This is a genomic window from Paenibacillus sp. OK060 (assembly GCF_900101205.1).
In the GTDB taxonomy this organism is placed as follows: Bacteria; Bacillota; Bacilli; order Paenibacillales; family Paenibacillaceae; genus Paenibacillus; species Paenibacillus marchantiae.
Genome location: NZ_FNFR01000002.1, coordinates 343,373 through 364,309 on the forward strand (window position 1 = coordinate 343,373; position 20,937 = coordinate 364,309).

19 protein-coding genes are annotated in these 20,937 nt (G+C 46.1%); all 19 read right to left on the reverse strand.

Features of this window, described 5'->3' with window-relative positions; translation table 11 throughout:
* Positions 1-78: 78 nt before the first annotated feature.
* Positions 79-2,337 carry an FAD-dependent oxidoreductase gene (locus tag BLS14_RS07815; RefSeq protein ID WP_090950769.1) on the reverse strand — a complete coding sequence of 753 codons (2,259 nt, stop codon included), beginning with the start codon at positions 2,335-2,337 and terminating at the stop codon, positions 79-81.
* A gap of 19 nt (positions 2,338-2,356) precedes the next feature.
* A complete protein-coding gene (locus BLS14_RS07820; RefSeq protein ID WP_064637560.1) occupies positions 2,357-3,184 on the reverse strand; it encodes a carbohydrate ABC transporter permease in 828 nt (275 codons plus the stop codon).
* 15 nt (positions 3,185-3,199) lie between these two features.
* Complete coding sequence (locus BLS14_RS07825) at positions 3,200-4,084, reverse strand: carbohydrate ABC transporter permease (RefSeq protein ID WP_079693781.1); 885 nt, start codon at positions 4,082-4,084, stop codon at positions 3,200-3,202.
* Positions 4,085-4,206: 122 nt separating this feature from the next.
* Positions 4,207-5,514 carry an ABC transporter substrate-binding protein gene (locus BLS14_RS07830; RefSeq protein WP_090950775.1) on the reverse strand — a complete coding sequence of 436 codons (1,308 nt, stop codon included), beginning with the start codon at positions 5,512-5,514 and terminating at the stop codon, positions 4,207-4,209.
* 93 nt (positions 5,515-5,607) lie between these two features.
* Positions 5,608-6,375, reverse strand: coding sequence for a response regulator transcription factor (locus tag BLS14_RS07835; protein ID WP_090950781.1), 768 nt, complete (start codon positions 6,373-6,375; stop codon positions 5,608-5,610).
* The gene (locus BLS14_RS07840; RefSeq protein WP_090950786.1) at positions 6,353-8,176 is read right to left on the reverse strand and encodes a cache domain-containing sensor histidine kinase; all 1,824 of its coding nucleotides are present in this window, start codon (positions 8,174-8,176) and stop codon (positions 6,353-6,355) included. Before BLS14_RS07840 ends, BLS14_RS07835 begins: the two co-directional genes overlap by 23 nt.
* 162 nt (positions 8,177-8,338) lie before the next feature.
* A complete protein-coding gene (locus BLS14_RS07845) occupies positions 8,339-9,142 on the reverse strand; it encodes a phosphoenolpyruvate hydrolase family protein (RefSeq protein ID WP_371121623.1) in 804 nt (267 codons plus the stop codon).
* Between the two features lie 52 nt (positions 9,143-9,194).
* Positions 9,195-10,409: a Tm-1-like ATP-binding domain-containing protein gene (locus BLS14_RS07850; protein ID WP_090950789.1), complete on the reverse strand. Its 1,215-nt coding sequence runs from the start codon at positions 10,407-10,409 to the stop codon at positions 9,195-9,197.
* A 143-nt stretch (positions 10,410-10,552) separates the two neighbouring features.
* On the reverse strand, positions 10,553-11,752 hold the full coding sequence (locus tag BLS14_RS07855; RefSeq protein WP_256336271.1) for a phosphoenolpyruvate hydrolase family protein: 1,200 nt from the start codon (positions 11,750-11,752) through the stop codon (positions 10,553-10,555).
* Positions 11,753-11,925: 173 nt separating this feature from the next.
* A complete protein-coding gene (gene map / locus BLS14_RS07860; protein ID WP_063568306.1) occupies positions 11,926-12,666 on the reverse strand; it encodes a type I methionyl aminopeptidase in 741 nt (246 codons plus the stop codon).
* A gap of 168 nt (positions 12,667-12,834) precedes the next feature.
* Positions 12,835-13,350: a hypothetical protein gene (locus BLS14_RS07865; RefSeq protein WP_063568307.1), complete on the reverse strand. Its 516-nt coding sequence runs from the start codon at positions 13,348-13,350 to the stop codon at positions 12,835-12,837.
* Between the two features lie 226 nt (positions 13,351-13,576).
* On the reverse strand, positions 13,577-14,887 hold the full coding sequence (locus tag BLS14_RS07870; protein ID WP_090950795.1) for an ABC transporter substrate-binding protein: 1,311 nt from the start codon (positions 14,885-14,887) through the stop codon (positions 13,577-13,579).
* 24 nt (positions 14,888-14,911) lie between these two features.
* The gene (locus tag BLS14_RS07875) at positions 14,912-15,736 is read right to left on the reverse strand and encodes a carbohydrate ABC transporter permease (RefSeq protein WP_064637538.1); all 825 of its coding nucleotides are present in this window, start codon (positions 15,734-15,736) and stop codon (positions 14,912-14,914) included.
* A 19-nt stretch (positions 15,737-15,755) separates the two neighbouring features.
* Entirely contained in the window at positions 15,756-16,628 is an 873-nt protein-coding gene (locus BLS14_RS07880) for a carbohydrate ABC transporter permease (RefSeq protein WP_090950800.1), read from the reverse strand.
* On the reverse strand, positions 16,625-17,713 hold the full coding sequence (locus BLS14_RS07885; RefSeq protein WP_090950805.1) for an ABC transporter ATP-binding protein: 1,089 nt from the start codon (positions 17,711-17,713) through the stop codon (positions 16,625-16,627). Before BLS14_RS07885 ends, BLS14_RS07880 begins: the two co-directional genes overlap by 4 nt.
* A 24-nt stretch (positions 17,714-17,737) precedes the next feature.
* Positions 17,738-18,574, reverse strand: coding sequence for a metallophosphoesterase family protein (locus tag BLS14_RS07890; RefSeq protein WP_176854431.1), 837 nt, complete (start codon positions 18,572-18,574; stop codon positions 17,738-17,740).
* A 38-nt stretch (positions 18,575-18,612) separates the two neighbouring features.
* Complete coding sequence (locus tag BLS14_RS07895) at positions 18,613-19,446, reverse strand: HAD-IIA family hydrolase (protein WP_090950818.1); 834 nt, start codon at positions 19,444-19,446, stop codon at positions 18,613-18,615.
* An 18-nt stretch (positions 19,447-19,464) separates the two neighbouring features.
* The gene (locus BLS14_RS07900; protein ID WP_090950823.1) at positions 19,465-20,178 is read right to left on the reverse strand and encodes a glycerophosphodiester phosphodiesterase; all 714 of its coding nucleotides are present in this window, start codon (positions 20,176-20,178) and stop codon (positions 19,465-19,467) included.
* 144 nt (positions 20,179-20,322) lie between these two features.
* Entirely contained in the window at positions 20,323-20,862 is a 540-nt protein-coding gene (locus tag BLS14_RS07905; RefSeq protein WP_090950827.1) for a glycerol-3-phosphate responsive antiterminator, read from the reverse strand.
* Between the last annotated feature and the right edge of the window lie 75 nt (positions 20,863-20,937).

Below are 20,937 nucleotides of genomic sequence, written 5' to 3' on the forward strand. Positions count from 1 at the left end.
GATTAGAGTTCAGAAGAAGAAGGCGAGATTTCGGCCAATCATTTATTTGTGGATGCTAGCTGCGGAACACGGGTGCCGTCATCTATAAGAATCATATAGTCGAATTTCAAACACTTCTGCCCGATCGCCACCGTGCGTTTCCTTAATGATCACCCTAATCCGTTTTGATTGGATCGGATTCTCAAGACGATGAATCTTTTTGCGAGTAAGGTTATGGCTATCACCAGCAAAACGTTCCCATTCCCCATTAATATATGCCTGCACCTCGTAGCTCTTAACCAACTCGGGAATGATCAGAAACGGTGTCTCGTGATGATGCAAATTGATCAAATCCTCATTAACATCGTCATTAAAGGTAAGGTGAATTTCCCGAATATCCACTGGTTCTGGAAGCTTGACTTCAATCCATTCTTCACGGCCATTAGTGATGGGCTCCGATATCCACAACTGTGGACCGCCAAACGGGCGGACATAGCCGTTGATGACTTTATCAGGTGAATACGCGCCAGTCTCAACTGCAAAACAGAATGGCTTTCGGACAAGTCGCTTCATCGACCATTCGATAATGGGCTGATTCGGCTGATGATCCTCCAGATCAGAGCTGATTATTGGCTTAACTCCCCGCTCAAACGCGAGGACACCGCTGATCGGGACAGCTGATGTATAGAGACTGACTGCTTCATTCGCACGAACAATGATAAAAACATTACAAGGATCGCCTCCAAACATTGCACTGTCTGCAGGCACATCCAACCATTGATTTTCACCTGCATCGATCTGGATATGCAAAGCTTGCTTGAAGTTTGCCGGTACATAATTCTCATGGCGACCGGTATCCCATAGTTCTATAGTGAGACTTGTAGCCTCACGGGCAGAGACCAACAGCGTAAATCCCTCAATTCCACCCTCGGTCGGGAACAGCCATCCAACATCAGTGACCAGCCGGTATTCCTCGGAAGGTTCGTTGATCAAAATTCGGGTCATCGTGCTTGAAGCCGTGATGGTCCCCTTTCTCGCAATGTCAGCAGAATCCATATTTCTCAGTCCTATAATTGAGGCATCGGTCCGTAACATCGTTTGCTGCAATTCGGTTAAATGCTGCTCACGCAGCTCACGAGGCGTAACGCCTTTGATTACCGACAAGGCAGCGCCTACACCTGCCGCTTCTCCCATTACCGCACAAGTTGCCATGACGCGGGTTGTTCCGAATGCAACATGCGATGCACTGATATTACGTCCCGCAAACAGCAGATTGCTGACATTGCGGGAGTACAGACATCCAAACGGAATATGATAAATGCCATCCGCATGCAGATGTTTGGAGCCGCTCTCGCTTGCATACATCCCTTGTGGGGGATGCAGGTCGATGGACCAACCACCAAAGGCGACCCGGTCTTCGAATGGGCGTTGAGAGATAACATCATTTTGCGTCAGAATCGTATCACCAAGGAAGCGGCGGTATTCGCGTTTGCCTGGAATCGAGCCTACCCATTCCAGCGTCATCTCCTCGGCCTGAAACTTGCCGGAGTTCTTAATATAATCCCAGATGCCATAAATAATAGACCATAACTCATCCCGAATCTGCTCATTCTCATGTACCGTATCCAGCTCGCCGCCCCATTCAATCCACCAGTAATGACAGCCAGAATCTCCACTACGGATCACACGCTTTAGCGGAATTGGGGTTGTCGTAATGTCTTTAGCAAACGATGGAGCTACAAACCGTACCGGTTTTCCGGTATCTTTCGTATAGAACAACAGTGTGCTGCCAAGCGTAATATCATCAGCAACTTCCGGTGCCCATTCTTCCCCGAACTCATGACGGGCTTCACGGCCAATCCGGTATGCTGCTCCAGCGAGAAATCCAACAAGTCCGTCCCCTGTACAGTCAAGAAAGATCTTACTTTCAAACGTAATCTCACGCTCGGAGCCCATCATCCAGCCTTTCACGCTACGAATTATCCTTGCATCCTTCTCACCGTCTGCTTCTACTTCTCTAACATCCGTATTCATAAATAGAGTCAGATTAGGTTCGGCTCTTACCGCCTCCAGCAAAGTAACATCCCACAAATAGGGGTTGCCTTCCGGATTCCGTTGTTGATTCTGAATGAATAATTCACCCATAATGCCGGTCTCCCGGGCATAACGGTTCACGCCATGCCCCGTTGCACCGCATACCCATACACGTACCTCGGAGCTGGAATTGCCGCCAAGTACAGGACGATTATGCACGAGGGCAACCTTTTGACCTAATCTTGCCGCTGCAATAGCGGCACAAATCCCGGAAAGTCCTCCGCCAATGACCGTAACATCGAATAATAGTTTCTCGCGTCTCATTATATAAGCCTCCTTTGAATTAGCCTTTTACAGCTGAACTGGATACACCTTGAATAATATATTTCTGACCAAGCAGAAAGATTAAAATCATAGGGATAATCGCTGCGGAAGAAGCTGCCATCATTCCGTTATAATCAACGTTGTTTTCCAAAACGAAATTTTGTAGACCAAGCGGAATCGTATAAAGCTTTGGACTCTGCAGGAAAACCAGAGCATTCTCATAATCATTCCACTGCCAGGAAAAATCGATAATCGCAAACGTTGCAAGCGCTGGTTTGGCTAACGGTAACACCAGCTTGAAGAAAATTCGAAAATGACCCGCACCATCGAGTAATGCAGATTCTGTAATCTCGTTCGGTATACTGAGAAAGAATTGACGGAGCATAAATACGCCAAATATCGAGAACATGGCTGGCAGAATTAATGCCCAATGCGTGTTATAAATATGAAGCCAGTTAAACAGGATAAACTTCGGAACAAAAACGACTTGAGGAGGAATCATCATCATGGATAGATACACGATGAAGAGGGTATTACGTCCTTTAAATTCCGTACGGGCGAAGCCATAAGCAGCAAAAGCCGACAAAAAAACGGCACCTGCTGTACCAATCACGGCAATCTTAATTGAGTTCAAATAATAAGGGAGAAAGTTATAGTTTCCCGTCCAGATTCGCTTATGGCTGGTCCAGTCCAGCTTCGAAGGAAGCCATTGGCGGAATACTTCACTTGGGGTCTGGAAGGAAGTACTGAGCATCCATAAAAAAGGGACTATCATAAACAACCCTGCAATCAGCATAAGGATCGTGACAGAAAGCTTAACCGAGCGTGTCTTCGTTGTTCTAAACATAGAGCCAGCTCCTCTCTAGTAATGGACCCAGCGTTTTTGGCCGACCCATTGGATAATGGTAATGACAAGAATAACCGCAAACAGGAACCAGGAAATGGTTGACGCATAGCCCATCTCATAATAGCTAAATGCCGTTTTGTAGACGAACAGCGACAGAATCGTAGTGCTTCCGCTTGGGCCGCCGCCCGTAATCGCTTGGATGAGAGAGAAGGATTTGACCGTCATAATCAGCCCCGTAATCAATAGCATAAATGTCGTTGGACTAACAAGTGGCCACACAATTCTCCATGTAATAGTCACTTTCCCTGCCCCGTCGATACGGGCCGCTTCAAGTTGCTCGGTCGAAATCTCTTGCAGAGCTGCCAAATAGATAATCATGTTGTAACCTAACATAAACCAGATTTGCACGACGTCAATGGCATACATCGCCGAACTCGAATCAGCGAACCAGCCCGGAGGCGATACAATGCCGATAAAGCGAAGTACTTCATTAATTGGCCCCTGGGAAGGCTGGAACAGCAGCATCCATACAAAAGCAACAGCAACACCGCTTGAGATATATGGCAGGAAGAACATGCCTCTAAGCAATCCTTTCAAATACACGCTCCGGTTAAGCACAAGAGCAACGAGAAATGCAATTGCTAATGAGACCGGAACGGACATCAGGAATATGATCGTATATTTGATTGAAGCATAGAACTGATCATCACCAAAAAGGCGTTGGATATTATCTAATCCGGTGAACGTCCAATTCGGATTGGCGAATTGATAGTCCGTGAACATCATAAAGAAGGAGTACAAGGCAGGCAGAATAAAAAATGCCAGGATACCGAGCATATTAGGCAAAATAAATATGTAGCCCACCCAGCCTTGTTTCCGAATCCAGCTGTTCCTTTTCACAGAAAACGCCGCCTTTCTTCTCGTATGAAACTTTTTAAATACAGCAAAGAGAGAAGACGGAAGCGAAGAATCCTTCTTCTCTCTTAAGGATATTGTCAATATTCGATTATTCGATTATTTGATTATTTGATATATTCCTGATGGCGTTTGGCCATATTCTTAAGTGTTGTATCAATATCCTGCTCATTCAGGAAGTATTTCTCATATTCTTCCTTGCGGGCATCCAGCGCTTGCTGCGGTACATTCAGCTGGAATGATGGGAACTCACCGAACACAACGCTATTCATCGACTCTGTATCGTATTTGTCTTCAACACCTTTGAGCAGCAGGTCCATCGCCTGCTTGTTATCAACGCTCTTCGAGGATGGAAGGCGCCCTCCACTTGCCATCGGCAACATTCCGCCGTCCGCATACCACTTTGCGAACTTCCATGCCGCATCCTGATGTTTGGATTTTGCGTTAACGGAGAGCATATCACCTAAACCACCAGCATACTTATAATCCTTCTGATCGGCAGATACTTTCGGAATTGTAGCGAATGCGATTTTGAAGTCATGTGGAAAATCCTTCAGGTTATTGGCGTTGCGGAAAATAAATTCTCCTGCGGCTAACATAGCTGCTTCCCCTTTAAGGAACATTGTGTCTACCGGCATCTTGCTTGTTACTTGTTCTCCATATTCGGGCGTCGATTTGTCCACAAACATCATGTCATGTACGATTTGAAGCTGCTTTTTCCAAAGATCATTATTAAAGTTAGATGTTCCTTCTGGCGTGGTTACCCCAAGACCCGCTATGGTACCGTCAATTGCGGCGGTAAAGGCAGCATCATGCTGCATAAGGCCGTACACATTTGATTTTGTTAGCGCTTTCGCATATTCTCTCAAGTCATCCCATGTCCAATCAACGGGAGGAATCGGAAGACCGGCTTCATCCAGCATGCTTTTGTTAAGCCAGATGAATAACATGTTTTTCTTTGTCGGAATGCCATAATACTTATCCCCGATTTTCCATTGAGAGGCGTCTACCCCCATTTGCTCGTCGATGTTGTAATCTGTTCGGCTGCTCAGATCCAAAGCGACTCCTGCATCAACACGTTTCTGTAAACGGTTAAGCGTGTAGTTGACGAACAAGTCTGCGTCCTGACCCGTCATGAGCGCCGTATCCAGCTTTAGGTTACCGGGGTCATCATTTACATAACGGAAGTACTCGACCTGAATGTCGGGATTTTCTTTGTTCCAGCTGTCAATCACTTCTTGAGGTCCAGCCTCGGCAGGAACAGCTCCCCAAAGCGTGAGGTTGATGGTCTCACCGGCATTTTGATTTGCCGATCCTGCACTCGCTCCCTCGTTGTTAGCCCCTCCGCACGCGCTGAGCATCGAAGCTGTCAAAGTCGTAATCAAAGCTGCCTTTAACCAATTTCTATATTTCATTTACAGTCCCCCTTATCGAGTTGATAAGCTGCTTGCTACGTCTTTAACTTTATCACCAGCCTGACATTGGGGGTATGAACGGTGTTTGTATATTCATAGAACGATTTTTTGTTCTTTCCGGTATTCGTTCGGGGTCAACCCACACCACCGCTTGAATATTTTAATGAAATAATTGTCGTTCTCGAAGCCTACCAACCTGCCAACTTCACTCACCGTTTTCTCCGTCTCTGTCAGCAGCATTTTCGCTGCTTGAACGCGGCGGTTCTGAATAAAATGCGTCATCGTGATCCCCATCTTTTTCTTAAATAAGTCACTGACATAACTGGCATCCATGCGAACATATTCAGCCAATCTCTTTAATGTCACATCCTCGGCGAAATGCTCCTCAATGTAGGTAATCATTCGGTTCAGCTCTGGATGATCTGTTGGTTCTTGGGTAGTCTTATCCGGGAACCATTTATCTGCCAAGCGAAGCTTATCCATTCTTGTCAGCTCTCCGGCTACTTTGTCCATGGTTTGCTTCAGTTCCTTCAAATCCAGAGAAAGTTTCATCAAATAACCTGTAGCCCCGTATTCCAATGCTTGTCTGGCATACTCGAATTCACTTACTGCCGTCAACATAACGAACCGGCATTCATGTCCTTCCTTTCTCGTGAGCTGGAGTAAACGGATGCCATCCATTAGCGGCATGAAAATGTCGGAAATGACAACATCAGGCTGCAGTTCCCGAATCAACTGCAAACCTTCCTCGCCATTTACCGCCTCACCGATAATTTCAAACGGAATATTCGCCTTTGTAAACAATTTGCACAAGCTTGCTCTTGCGTACTGTTCATCTTCAACGATCAATGTGCGCCACAATGGTGCTCCCCTCCTTCAAATAGGGTTTGGATAACAATAATGGGAAATGCATGATGACCTTCGTCCCTTCGTCCGTCGACTCTATCCGAAGTCCTGTTGGCTGGTTCTTAAACATAAGCTCCAAACTCTCGCGAAGGTTCTGTACACCAATGCTTTTTCGTTTCCGGTAGGACTGATTCGCCTGGGATTTTTTCATTCCTATGCCATTATCCGCGACCTCCAAAATAAGCAGAGAGTGGTGGCTTGATGCACGAATGTCGATCTGCCCCTCAAGCTGTGTTTGTCCAAACCCGTGAATCAATGAATTTTCTACCAGCGGCTGTAGACAAAATTTCGGAATCAACGCATACTCCAGATCTCTGGAAACTTCATAGTGGAGCTCGATGCCATGTCCAAACCGTTTCCGTTGGATATCCATATAGGATTCAATTAGCACAATTTCCTCCTTCAGAAGAATAAGATCAACCTCCAAATTCAGCGTAGTTTCTAATATTTTTCCTAGCGATACACAAATCTCGTAAATCTCATCTTCATCCTTATCCAGTGCAATGCTCTTGATTGTATTCAGCGTATTCAGCAAAAAATGAGGGTTCATCTGACCAAGCAACACCTGAAATCGGACAAACTGCTTCTGCCGCTCCTCAAGCTTTAACTGTTCCAATAGATTATTGATGTCTGTGATCATGAAATTGAAGCTTCGGGTTAGCGCCAGCAATTCACCTCTGCCTTGTTCCGGCAGCTTTGTCTTCAAATTCAATTTTACGGTTGTCTCCATCTTTCGTTGAAGATGCTTTAAAGGACCGGTAACGGTTGAGGAAATGAAGTAAGTCAGCAACACAAACAGCAGCAGGATGGCCCCATATACGGTATAGAACCTCAGCTTCTGTTTGTTCACTTCTTCAAATAACAAGGACAAGGGAATCTTTTTCACAAGATAACCGTCAAGCTCTTGAATTTTGTTATAGGTATACATCATATGATTGTTCACAATGGATTGGGAGGAGGTATCCTGTCCCTGGCTTTGACTTGCTGCTGTTATGGCAGATGACACGGTAGAGGGTATGTTCTGCCCCGACTTGGATTGGAGCATAATATTCCCATATCCATCCATTAGAAAATAGGCTCCTTCGCTATCGCTGCCGAATGTATTTCCCTCCGTTTTTTCCTGAAACCATGCTTCATAATCGATACTAAAACGTCCATAAGCAAATGGTTTTAGTCCGTCGTCACGCAGCACTTCGTAAAGGCTCAGCATCCGATTTCCTTTTCTCTCACGAACGCCAGTCGTCAAATCATTGGATTTCCATACGTACCGTTGTCCCTCAGTCCTCTTCAGCTCCTGTACCCAAGGCTCGGAACTGATGTGGGCATAATTCAGAGAATTCTCTGGCGTATACGAAGTGTAAGCGTTTCCTTTTAAATCGATCAATGTGTAGAATACGGTAGCTCCTGTAAGGAAAAAGCTGTTTTCAATACTAGCGAATTTATTTTCCACAATCCGCTTTCGATGGATAGCATCATATAATTCCGGCTTCTGCATCACTTCCCGGAGGACAGAATCCTGATCCAGCAGCATCCCAGTCTTCATCACAAGACTCATCAAATCAATAAGATCGGCTTTGATGCCTTCGAGTTGCTTGACGTTAATGTCCGAAGCATCCCGCTGGAGCATAACTTCCGTTTCTCGGAAGTTGTAGAGAACTAATATGGCTATAGGCGTCAGGAGGAATAACAGAAACGAAAATAGTATTCGGTGTTTAAACGTGCCAGGCGTTATTCGTCGCAGCCATCTGGTCAACATGATTATTGCTCAGCCCTCCCATCGGTGTATACCTCCCAATTTACTGAACATTATGGGAGATCGCAACAGTAAAATGTAAGCGCTCATATGAGAAGTTGGGAGTCTCCTCTTTCTTATGGATAAAAAACGACAGCCAAATAATTGACTGTCGTTAAGTTGATGCTATTTCCGAATCGACTTGAAGGACTCCGTCTGCTGTGTAATACCTTTCTCTGCCGCAAAGCGCTCGATGCTGGATGCGCCGAAGAATCCATCGATGCCCTTTGTTCTCTCAATGACATAGGCCGCATCCTCCGGCTCTGCAATGGGTCCACCGTGGCAAATAATCATGATCTCCGGGTTCACAGCCCGCCCTGCTTCAATAATAGCTTCAATTCGTTGTACACAGTCGTCCAGGGTCAGTGCTGTTTTTGCACCAATGGAGCCCTTGGTCGTCAACCCCATGTGCGCAACCAAAATGTCAGCCCCCGCCTCCGCCATAGCTTTTGCCTGAGCAGGATCAAAAACATACGGCGTAGTCAGCAAATCCAATTCATGGGCGATACGGATCATTTCAACCTCCAGGTCGTACCCCATACCGGTTTCCTCCAGGTTTTGTCTGAACACCCCATCAATCAAACCAACGGTTGGGAAGTTTTGAACTCCGCTGAAGCCCTGCTCCTTCAACTGCTTCAGGTATACCTCCATTATTCGGAAGGGGTCGGTGCCGCACACCCCTGCCAGAACAGGCGTATGTTTGACGACGGGCAGCACCTCGGCTCCCATCTCAACGACGATTTGATTGGCATCTCCATAGGAGAGCAGGCCCGCCAGCGAGCCGCGGCCCGCCATTCTGTACCGACCGGAATTGTATACGATTAACATATCTGCTCCGCCCGCTTCACTGCTCTTGGCCGTAATGCCTGTGCCTGCTCCGACACCTAGTAAGATTTTACCCTGCTCTACCTCTCCCCTAAATTTGTCCATAATTTCTGATCTGTTCAGCTTATTCATTTCGTTATCCTCCTTATTGGATTCATTAGGAATTTGATGTCATGAGAGCGATCAGCTTTTGTGCTGCGGCCTCTGCAAAGGCTGGATCGTTGATGGCGCAATCCATTTCAATCACTTCAACAATTGAGCGATCGACATACTGGCGCAGGGTATCAAACAACATCCGGTCCTCCTCCGGTCCGTAGAAAGGCTCCCCCTCTACATCAATTGCGGATACGCCTCTAAGTGGTAGCATTAGCACGGTGCGTTCCTTTGCCATGTTCAGCTTCTCCGCAAGCTTCCTGCCGATCTGCTCATTCTCTTCCACCGTGGTTCTCATCAGGGTTACCGTCGGATTATGCTGATAAAATTTATGATCCTTGAATTTCTCCGGCACAGTATCGCTCGGCCCAAAATTGCACATATCCAAGGCGCCCACCGAGACTACCTGCGGAATGCGATTGTGGCCTGCAGCCTCTAAGCGATTCGGCCCCGCATTTAAGACACCGCCGATGATTTCATCCGCCCACTCCGTCGTGGTCAAGTCCAATACCCCTTCAATGAAGCCTGCTTCAATCAACGCCTCCATCGACTGCCCTCCGATGCCCGTGGCGTGGAACACAAGCACCTCATAGCCCCGCTCCTCCAAATATTTTCTTGCCGCTGTCACACATGGTGTTGTCACTCCGAACATCGTGGCTGCAACCAGCGGCTTCTTATCCGGTTTGTGCGTATGCTCAAACTTGAGCATGCCCGCCATCGCAAATAATGCATTTGTAAATATTTTCGTAGAAATGGAGTTCAATCCGGCTACATCCACCACAGACGGAATCATGACAATATCACTCGTGCCTACGTATGGAGCTGTGTTTCCAGAAGCAACGGTCGATACCATCACCTTAGGGACACCAATCGGCAGAGCTCTCATGGCAGGTGTGACCAGTGAGGTTCCGCCAGTGCCACCAAAGGAAATGATTCCGTCAAATTTACCTTGTTTGTACAACTGTGGCACCAGCTTCTTCAAGCCTATGGACAAAACCTCTGTAGCCAAAGCCCGATCCTTCTTTGCCGCAAGTTCTTCTATGATCATGCCTGCGGCGTGGGCGACTTCCTGATTGGACACATCCGGAACAAAGGACGGTTCAAATACACCTGTATGAATCATCAAAGTCCCTAACCCAAGCTCCTCTGCAATGCTCTTGATGTAAAGGTATTCATCACCCTTCGTATCAAATGTTCCAATGATTGCGACGGTCTTCATTCCACGGCCTCCTCGTATGACTCTTTAGAAACCAAGCTCGATCGCAGGTAGCACGCTGATTTTTTTTGCTAACAGAAAAACCAGTACGATCGTTATAGCTTCATCATACTGGTCCTGTTTATATATGAAAACGCTTTTAAGTTCTATGTTTTTGTGTTTAGGTTAGATCTGTACTTTTTGGGAGAGCAGCCCTTAAGCTTTTTAAACATTTTGCTGAATTGTGCGTAATTGGGATACCCTACCATCTCAGCCACCTCGGATAATTGAAGCTGCGGCGCATGAAGAAGCGTGACGGCTTTATTGATGCGGAAGCTTACCAGATAGGTCTGAAAGCTGCAGCCAACCTCCTTTTTAAACAAACTGCTCAAATAGCTGCGGGAAACATGAGCAACCTTGGCCAGATCCGAAAAAGTAATTTCACTACTGTAGTTTTGCGCCACATACTCTTTGACAAACTCAACGTAATCATAATGCTGGGTGATGCCTTTCAGCATTTTGACCATAAAATCGTCCTCATCCAGTTTACCCAGGCGTTTAAAATCGCGAGTAATTGCCGTAATCGACTTCTCGGAAGGAATTCGTTCAAAAGCAGACCCGCCAATATAGCCCATAATGTCTGTGTTGTCGCTATACATGTACTGGACATCGATAGGCGTCTTTACCGGACCGCCATAAATCATCTTGATCAAATCCGGCTTAAGCTGATTGCAGGTATCAAAAATACGCAGTGCCTTTGATTTGGCGGCCTCCAAGGATACAACCTTCCGTGCACCCAATAACCCGCCTTCGGTCAGGCCAAGATGAGCACAGATTACATCTGCCCCCGCTTCAATCATCTGGGCAGCCTGAAGCTCATCAAATACGAACGCCACCGTAAACAAATCCTGTCGATGGGCCATACGTATGGCCTCAACCTCGACGTCATAACGAATCCCGTCTTCCTCCAAAGCCTCTCTGAATAATCCGTCTATCAAGCCGACCGTAGGATAGTTGTTGACTCCTGAAAACCCTCTCCTCTTGATTTCCTCTATATAATCAGTCATTTCTATGGTTGGATCATTCGCATTCAGTCCAAAGAGTACGGGAGAATGCCTCACCAGCGGCACAATTTCTCTTGACGCAAAATCCATCACCATATCATTACTGTTGCAAAACGACAAAAAGCCGGCTAGAGAGCTTCTCCCCATCTGGCGAAACTTACCGGAGTTCAGCATTAAAATAAAGTCCGCTCCGCTCTGAGCTGCATACTTGGCTGTAATCCCCGTGCCTGTCGAGACACCGATGATGTGATTTCCCTCGCACAGCTGTGATTGAAGACGCTCCAGTATGACTGTTCTGTTCAAACTCCATCCGCTCCTCATCACAATTTAACAATTGTAGTTTTTGTTCCTCAATATTGTTATTGTACATCATTCCATATAGCTCATTCCCTCCTTCCTCGAACCGCTTTGTTAAGGGGCATTAAAAAAAAGCCGATTTCCCTGTTGGGAAATCGACCTTAGACATGCTCTTGATATTATTGTGTGACAATGATCGGACCATTTTTAGTAAGGATAATCGTATGTTCCACTTGAGCTACATAGCTTTTTTCTGTAGCAAAGGTCCATTCGTCTTCTTTTTGATACACTTGTTCTTCTAAAGTTGAGATAAATGGTTCGAAAGCAATAACCATGCCTTCTTTTAATAACTCATCATCCGATGTATCGTTATAATTATAAATATGGTCAGGTGCTTCGTGTATGTTACGTCCAACACCATGTCCTGTAAGGTTTTTAATAACGGTTAATCCATGCTGTTTTGCTGTTAGGAATACCGCTTTTCCGATGCCGCTTTTTTTGGAACCAGGTTTTGCTTTTTTAAGACCTGCTTCAAATGCTAGTTTAGCAACGTCGCATATTTTCGTTAACACTTCTTCTCCTTCGCCTACTACAAACGAGATTCCTGTATCAGCGAAATAACTGTTCTTCGAGCCAGAGACATCTATGTTGACTAGATCTCCTTCTTGAATAACCCGTTGCCCCGGAATACCATGTGCTACTTCTTCATTAACACTAATGCAAGTATAGCCAGGAAAATTATATGCACTTTTTGGAGCTGAGACTGCGCCTTCTTTCTCAAAAAGCTCTCCAGCTATATCATCAAGTTCCTTCGTCGTTATGCCAGGAACTGTTCTTTGCACCAATTCATCTCTGATAAAGGCAACAATTCTGCCAATTTCCTTCAAACCATTAAAGTCTTCCTCTGTTTTTGCAATCATTGTTTTCTGACCTCACTATCTTTTATCATCAATTAAATGTATAAGCTGAAACAACCAATTAGATAATCATATCCAAATGGTCAAAGCTTCGCAACTTTTTTTATCAATAACACCTTGACACTAAAAAAAGAAAAGCCCCTTCCGTCTTCAAAGGGGCTGAATATTGCATTATACCTCTTGTTCTTCGGCCTGACTAGGCGGAGCCATCAGACCTTTGACGGCACCCATAAACGGATGGATGGATTTGATCATGCCGTAGCCCATTTTCATGACCGGCATGAATTGCTGGATCATGCCGAATATCCGCATTCCGCCGCCAAGCATACCGCCAGCCGAAGCCGCACCGCCAAGCCCGCCAAACAGCGAACCCATCATCGGTAGAAAGGACGAAACCTGCGCACGCGACACTGTGCGCGAACGGGTAGACGGCTTGCGCGTACCATTCACCCGTTTCCGGTTCTGAGAACGACCGCTCTTGCTGGGTGCAACCTTTTGCTTGGAACGCTGGGAACTGTCCCCTGTGGTCGCCGTCCGCGATATTTTTCCTCCCCCGGTAAGCACCACGCCTCCGCTATTCACGTCAGAAATGTAACCGATATACGTTTCACCACTATGAAGAGTCACGCAGACGGGCCGGGCTTTATACCGCTTTGCCTTTAGGCGTATTTCGTTGGTTTTAGCCATTGAATTTCACCTCGCTCTACTGAATCTACTTCAGTTTACGCGATAAGTGGACTGCTTGCCTGTGCGAATGGGACATCTGTGCGGTATTCGCTATAGGTCAATTCATCAATTTAAATGATCCCAATGGAAATATAACTACATATCTCACGGAGCCTACCACCAACAAAAGCAAAGAGCTAAGCAGGACATATGCCGCTTAGCTCCTTGGTCTCTTTAAATTATAACTCTACTTATTCAGCAAGGCATTGGCCTTCTTCGCCGCTTCAGCTACAGCGGCCTCTGCCGAAACGGAAGAATCCACAGCCGCACGCAGAATCTCATTCTTGATCATCTCACCAATCTCTGGATAAACCTTCTGCATTGGACGTGGACCCGCATATTCCAGTTGGTCTACCGCCACCTTGAACAGCGGCTTTTCCTCATAAAGCTTCTTCATTTCATCGCTCTCCACTGCACTGATTCGGCTAGGCAAATAGCCCGTGAAGGAGCTTGCATAAATCGTTTGTTCTTTAGAGGTCATCCACTTGATAAACTTCCACGCCGCTTCCTGTTTTTCGGGCGACAGGCCAGAAGTCATAACCAAATTGGCACCGCCTGTCGGCACTCCATACGTATCATTTGCAGGCATAAATGTCGTTCCGAGTTCAAAGCCTTGCTCTTCTGCAACCTTCATATTATTGGTCAGATCCGCAGTTGAGGAGAACAGCATCGCTGAACGCTGATTGTGGAAATCCGTTTTGGCTTGCGTACCTGCATCATCGGTCGTACCGATGCTCATAATGCCTTCATCCTTCATCTTAAGCCACAGCTTCACAGGTTCAATGCCGGTTTCATTATCGAATGCCGCACTTTTTCCGTCCTCGCTGATCATCGTGCCTCCACTCTGTCTCACAAAAGCTTCATAAAGCCAAATATCGACAGGCATCGAGATGCCGTAGCGCTGATCCTTAATCGTTAGCTTGCGCGCATAATCTTCAAACTCTGCCCAATTCTTAGGTCCAGCAGGATCAAGGCCAGCCTCCTTCAGGATCGTACGATTAAAGTACAGGATCGGGGTACTGCGTAAATAAGGAAGAGCATACAGTTTATCATTCACATAGGAATTCCCCATGAGCCCTTGAATAAAATCTTCCATATCCAGCTGATCCTTCTCCACAAAAGAAGTCAACTCCTGCGTCATGCCTGATTCCGCAAACACACCCACTGAAGCAATTTCATTTTGCCATACTTCGGGGGCATTGCCCGCTGCAAAAGCAGCTTGTGCCTTAGAATGCTGATCTGCATACGTCCCTTGATATTCCGCCTTCACGATCACTTCATCTTGGGATTCATTAAACATCTTTACTAAGTTCTCATTGTTCTCAGCGATCTTGTCTCCCCAAGAGTACCAATATGTAATCTCTATTGGTTTGTTGGCCGTATCATTGGAATTGCTCCCGGAAGCAGCTCCGGTTGAACCATCAGAATTAGAAGCACCACAAGCAGTCATCGTAAGAGCAAGCGTTGCCGCTAACAAAACAGATCCAAATTTTTTCATGAATAAACCCTCCTGTTAATCTGATTATTTAACACCCGAATAGACAAATGCTTTAATAATTTGACGTTGTCCAAATAAGAAAACAATAAGAATCGGAACGACCAAAATCATGTTTCCAGCCATCAAAATATGCCAGGCAGCTCCTCCGTCAACCTCGCGCAGCTTAGAAATCCCGATCGGAAGCGTTCTTGCTGCATCGGAGGTTGTCATCACGAGCGGCCAGAAATAATCATTCCAGTGTGCAATGAAGCTGAACAATGCAAATGTTACTAACGTAGGACGCGCCATTGGCACCATAATCTTAAGAATGATCTTCCATTCCGGCGCCTGGTCAAGTCGCGCCGCTTCAATAAGCTCTTCCTGTACTTGCTTGAAGGACTGCCTGAGCATGAATATGCCAAAGGCGCTGGAAGAGAAGGGCAAAATGAGTGCCAGCAAATTGTTAATGAGTCCCCACTTGCTCATCAACAAATACACAGGTAGGAAAATGAGCTGACCAGGAATCATCAAGGTCACCATCGTTATCCCGAATAACAGCTTGTCTCCTTTGAAGGAGTATCTTGCAAAAGCATAGGCTGCCAATATTATTGTCGTGAATTGAAGAACGAGTATGCTGACCGATACAACAACGCTGTTCATTAGATATTTCAAAAAAGGCCCCGATTCCCACGCCGCTTGAAAATTGCTCCACATCACCTTGGAGGGAATCCACTTGGGTGGAAAAATCACCGTCTCCGGGTAAGACTTCAAAGATGTTGAAATCATCCATAGAAAAGGGATAGCAAAAATCGCAACCAATGCTATTGTGGCAGTAATATTGAGCGTACGCAGCAATGACTTCCTTGCCATAAAATTCCCCTTCTCCTTTCTATTGGTAGTGAACCTTGCGGCTCAGCAATTTGAAGTAGACTAGCGTAAGTAGACCAACGACAACGAGCAATATAACTCCTGCTGCCGATGCATAACCGATCTTGAAGTAGCGGAATCCATACTCGTAGATGTAAAAGACGAGCGTATTGGTTGAATTGATCGGACCCCCGTTGGTCATAATGGCAATAGTCTCAAACACCTGGAATGAACTGATCAGATTGATGATTATTAAGAAAAATAGTGTCGGCGAAAGCATGGGAAGCGTAATTTTGTAGAATTTGCGCCACCAATTGGCCTCGTCCAGAGCTGAAGCTTCATACACATTCCTGGGAATGCTTTGGAGGCCCGCGATGAAGATGAGGGCGTTATAGCCTACGCCTTTCCAGACCGAAACAAGCACAAGCGACAGCAATGAACTGTCTGGACTACTCAGCCATGCCAGCTTAGGCAAGCCAACCATATCAAGCAAACCGTTAAGCAAACCGAATTTGGGATCCATCAGCCACATCCACACCAAGGATACCGATACAAGTGAAACAATATGCGGACTGAAAAGTGCCCCTTGAACAAACCCGTACCATGCCCCTTCCCGATTCAGCCAGATCGCAAGCAAAAGCGAGATCACAATGGATAAGGATACGGAAAGAAGCGTATAGTTCAAGGAATTGCTTAACACCTGAAGAAATGCACTATCCTTAAATAGTTCAACAAAGTTGTTGAATCCCACGAACTCCTTGACCGGATTAATAAAATCCCAGTTGTAAAAGCTTAAGAAGATCATATAGAAGATCGGATAAAGGAAAAAAATAGAGAATATTGTGATGGAGGGTGCCACCAACACATAGGGACGGAGCTTGGACCAGACGGTCATGAATATCCTCCTCCCAGGACAATCAGCTCTCCCGCTTCGGCCAGCTCATGCTGACGAGCACGTTCACCCTTCCGATCAAAATAGTACAGGTCCTGCATAGACACGTTGATGTTTACCTCAAAGGCTGACTCCAACGGTTTCAAGAAGCTCTTCACGGAGATAAGTCCAAGCGCGGAATCCAGTTGATAGATGATCTCTGCTCCCAGTGTCTCGCGTGTCATGATATGAGCCGAGAACTGAATATGCCCGGTCTGCGGTCTGTTCTCAAGCGTCATCGTTGCTTTTTCTGGTCGAAAGCCAATATGGCCAATATCATCATGAAGCTGTCCATTCAAAAAAGGCAGGATACGTTCACGATCTATCACATTCATCGGCGGTGTACCGATAAACTGCGCTGTGAAAACATTATCCGGATCATTGTAGATTTTCATTGGACTGTCTGCTTGTTGAATACGCCCTTTATTCATGATGACGATGCGATCTCCCATCGACATGGCCTCAACCTGATCATGAGTTACAAAAACAAAGGTTGCGCCCAGCCGTTTGTGAAGCTGAATCAGTTCCGTGCGCATCTGATGGCGTAGCTTGGCATCCAGATTCGACAATGGCTCGTCCATCAGGAAGACTGCGGGACTTTTAACCATGGCCCGAGCCAAGGCAACCCGCTGACGTTGACCTCCGGACAGAGCCTGCGGCTTCTTATGCAAATACTCTGCCAGGCCGACGACCTCAGTGATCTCCTTTATAAGACGCTCACGTTCGGGCCGAGGCACCTTGCGATTTACTAATCCGAATTCAATATTCTCCTTGACTGTCATCATTGGATACAATGCATAGTTTTGAAATACCATCGCCACATTACGCTTGCCTGGCTCTACTCCATTGACACGATGGTCCCCAATCCAAATTTCACCGCCTGTTTCTTTCTCAAGTCCTGCGATCATCCGGAGTGTCGTCGATTTTCCACAGCCAGACGGACCGACCAATACCGTAAAGGAACCATCCTTAATGGTCAGATCGAGACCTTCGATGACTTTATCCTGCTTGAAGCTTTTTTCGATCTGCTTTAACACAATTTGAGCCATGACATTCCCTCCTTTTTCTTCACATTATTGTGCGGCCGATGTTATTCGAACGGATAAGATAAGGTCGCTTTCTTCACCCACTGCATTAGCGACAGGTCCAAAGCCCGGCGTATCATGACAAAAGCTCTGAATATCATTCATGAGATCAGCATCCAGCATTCGTTGGTGAGCAACGACTACTTCGCCCTCATGAACTTCAATAACGCGGTATGCTGGTACATCGAGACAAGCTGCAGTTTGTACATAATGCCATTCTTCTTGCTTAACGATGGAGTTCATGTGGTTATGCCCGCAAAAATAGATGCCTCCACCTGGCCGACTATTGAATATCCCCCTCAGTTCATTCTGCGGACGGATGTAAAGCTTATCTAGTGTTGAGCGCGCAGTTGTATCGAATACCGGATGATGCCCGAAGACGAGCACTTGCTTTTCATGTGAATTGGCAAGTTGGCCTTTAATCCATGTCAGCTGCTCTTCGTCCAGCTCTCCTCCCCAATCCTCTCGATTCATTTCCTGGGTAGTATCCAGAAAAAACAGCCTGACGTGAGGTGTATCAATAGCCCGGTAGCGCTCCTGTCCTGATAGCGTGTAAATTTCATGCTTTGGCAGTGAATACGTATCATGATTACCCAGCACATGAATGAATTTCCGTTCACTTTTTGTAAGCATGGAGAAAATGGATCGAAGTTCCTCAGCTGTCCCTTCATGCGTTAAATCACCAATTGAGATATGATAGTCCGCATCCTCCTTCAGAAAAGCCTTGAGCATATGCTCGTATGCCCGGAATCTTGCAGCCCTCATTTCTTCCGTCCCGTGACTCATGCATGAATAATGAAGATCACCAAGTAATGCCAGACGCATAAACGCCACCTCCATCTTTATTTTGGATACCTAGCGGTTCAAGCCTTCTTCACCTGCAACACATTTGAAGGCTTTGGATGGGCCTGCTGCTCCATGATGAATTCGTTGAATGAAGGCCATATATAATCCGGAACGATATCTGTCTTTCCGATATCCTCTCTTGAAGAGATCCCCGTAAGCACGAGCGCAGTCTTCATTCCATTTTGCTGTCCAAATAAAATATCTGTTTGGAGCCTGTCACCTATCATGAGGCATCTGCTGCGATCCACGTCCAATAGCTGAAGCGCCTTCTCTGCATAATAGCGGGAAGGCTTGCCAATCACGACCGATGCTTTCTGCTGGCTGGCCGCCTCAATCGAACTTAGAATGGCTCCGGTATCCGGAATGATATCCCCTTGAACGGGACAACAGCTGTCCGGATTAGTTGCGAGCAGAGCCGCTCCGTGGCGCACTGCTTTTGCCGCCAGATGGAGCTTATCATAGTTAAATTTCCGATCCATTCCGACTAATACATGTGTTGATTGATATGGATCCTCGGTAATGGCTATCCCAAGTGCCTGAAGTTCCCTCCGTAAAGCCACCTCACCTACAACTAGCACCTTGGCGTCCGGCGCATGCTCTGCAAAATACATTCCCGAAAGGTAACCTGCAGTCAGAATTTCATCAGGCTGGCACGAAATGCCCAAACTCAGCAGCCGTTGGTAGCAATCTTCCTTGGTATGAACGGGAGTATTGGTAAGGAACAACAGGCGCTTGCCTCGTGAACGCAAGTTGTTTATAAAGTTATTCACGCCAGGGAGCCTCATCTGGCCAATATAGATGGTCCCGTCTAGATCAAAGCAATAAGCATCGTAAGCATATACATCTTCCATGACATTACTCCTGCCCGCTCACAGTGAGCTGGACAACTCCAATACATCTATGAAGCTTTCCAGTTCGTCAGTGCAGACCCATACGGACGGATACTCCTGAAATTTTTTCATGATGGAAGTCTCGTTGATTGTCCACGCCATCAATTGGATTCCTAATTCTTTGCATTGATGAATGTAATGCTCGGTCACAAAAGCATGGTGTATGGACAAGAACGTCGCACCCATTTCTAATGACCAGTCCAGAATAGCTTTCGAACAGCCGAAAGTAATGAGACCAATGCGTACATCGCCAGATCGTTCCCTGATCTTCTCCAGGGCATCGAAATCAAAAGACGTAATTACCACCTGATTCAGCATGCTCAATTCCTCGATAACTTCAAGTACCCTTTCCTCCAGATGAGGGTAATAGCTTCCCATCTGCTTGAGCTCAATGTTAAGTTGAATCTTACCCTTCAAAGCACGCAGTACCTCTTCAAGGGTTGGAATATGTTCACCTTGCCTGATTTCTAAAGATTGCAGCTCCGAAGCAGTATAATCAGCCACTCTGCCTGTTCCATTTGTCATGCGGTCAAGCGTATGGTCATGAATCACCACTGGAATTCCATCCTTGCTGAGATGAACATCTAGTTCGAGATGTGTGAACCCAAGCTCTACCGCCTTTAAAAAGGAAGACATCGTATTTTCAGGATACTTACTTGGATAGCCGCGATGCGCAACTGCTTGAATGATCATGTTCTGTTACCTCCTGTTATATATTTTTGGACAACACAAAAAACCCAGCAGCAAATCACCCTCCTTCAACATCAAGGTTGTATTGATTTACTTACCACCGGGTTTTCTCGTCGTCTCCACCCAAGGATAAATGTATGAAATTAATTAATTCCAGAACTTCTCATGGCCTACTGAAACAAAATCTGCCCCGCTCTTTAATGCTTGTTGTATTTCTTCCTCATACCGGATAAGGCCACCCACAATCAAAGGCTGCGAGATGCGTTCTTTCAGTTCTTGGATAACTCGAGGCATTAACCCCGGCATCAGTTCAACCTCATCAGGCTTATAGCTCATAATCATACGAATCGCAGTCGTAATTGCTGCTGTATCAATGGCGAATATGCGCTGAATGCTTAATATGCCCGCTTGCTTGGCCGCAGAAACTGCGTTGCTCTTTGTCGTCACGATCCCGTCGATGTTGAACACATCTGCAAGATATTGAATTGCTGAGGCATCTCGTCCAATCCCGGATACCATCTCGGTATGCACATAAGCTTTTTTGCCACTTTGATGCAAACTCTCTATGATTGAACCCAGATTGGTAATGTTGCCTGTCATCAGAATAACTCGCTGCACATCGCTTGCTATCGCTTGTGAAATTTGTTCATCTGTCGTGATGGAGGCTATGATCGGATAATTCTTCATGTGTGAGTCCTCGTTCCTTTGTTTGTCATCTTAAATGTTAAAGCTAAAGTATTCGTTATGTATCATTGTGATGTA

What these genes read in the sequence shown, in the direction of transcription:
- BLS14_RS07890 (WP_176854431.1), bottom strand. Translation starts at nt 18,574, where the DNA reads ATGCGTCTGGCATTACTTGGTGATCTTCATTATTCATGCATGAGTCAC.
- BLS14_RS07875 (WP_064637538.1), bottom strand. Translation starts at nt 15,736, where the DNA reads ATGGCAAGGAAGTCATTGCTGCGTACGCTCAATATTACTGCCACAATA.
- BLS14_RS07865 (WP_063568307.1), bottom strand. Translation starts at nt 13,350, where the DNA reads ATGGCTAAAACCAACGAAATACGCCTAAAGGCAAAGCGGTATAAAGCC.
- BLS14_RS07900 (WP_090950823.1), bottom strand. Translation starts at nt 20,178, where the DNA reads ATGATCATTCAAGCAGTTGCGCATCGCGGCTATCCAAGTAAGTATCCT.
- BLS14_RS07820 (WP_064637560.1), bottom strand. Translation starts at nt 3,184, where the DNA reads ATGTTTAGAACAACGAAGACACGCTCGGTTAAGCTTTCTGTCACGATC.
- BLS14_RS07850 (WP_090950789.1), bottom strand. Translation starts at nt 10,409, where the DNA reads ATGAAGACCGTCGCAATCATTGGAACATTTGATACGAAGGGTGATGAA.
- BLS14_RS07845 (WP_371121623.1), bottom strand. Translation starts at nt 9,142, where the DNA reads ATGGACAAATTTAGGGGAGAGGTAGAGCAGGGTAAAATCTTACTAGGT.
- BLS14_RS07885 (WP_090950805.1), bottom strand. Translation starts at nt 17,713, where the DNA reads ATGGCTCAAATTGTGTTAAAGCAGATCGAAAAAAGCTTCAAGCAGGAT.
- BLS14_RS07815 (WP_090950769.1), bottom strand. Translation starts at nt 2,337, where the DNA reads ATGAGACGCGAGAAACTATTATTCGATGTTACGGTCATTGGCGGAGGA.
- BLS14_RS07895 (WP_090950818.1), bottom strand. Translation starts at nt 19,446, where the DNA reads ATGGAAGATGTATATGCTTACGATGCTTATTGCTTTGATCTAGACGGG.
- BLS14_RS07880 (WP_090950800.1), bottom strand. Translation starts at nt 16,628, where the DNA reads ATGACCGTCTGGTCCAAGCTCCGTCCCTATGTGTTGGTGGCACCCTCC.
- BLS14_RS07905 (WP_090950827.1), bottom strand. Translation starts at nt 20,862, where the DNA reads ATGAAGAATTATCCGATCATAGCCTCCATCACGACAGATGAACAAATT.
- BLS14_RS07840 (WP_090950786.1), bottom strand. Translation starts at nt 8,176, where the DNA reads ATGTTGACCAGATGGCTGCGACGAATAACGCCTGGCACGTTTAAACAC.
- BLS14_RS07830 (WP_090950775.1), bottom strand. Translation starts at nt 5,514, where the DNA reads ATGAAATATAGAAATTGGTTAAAGGCAGCTTTGATTACGACTTTGACA.
- map (WP_063568306.1), bottom strand. Translation starts at nt 12,666, where the DNA reads ATGATTGCAAAAACAGAGGAAGACTTTAATGGTTTGAAGGAAATTGGC.
- BLS14_RS07870 (WP_090950795.1), bottom strand. Translation starts at nt 14,887, where the DNA reads ATGAAAAAATTTGGATCTGTTTTGTTAGCGGCAACGCTTGCTCTTACG.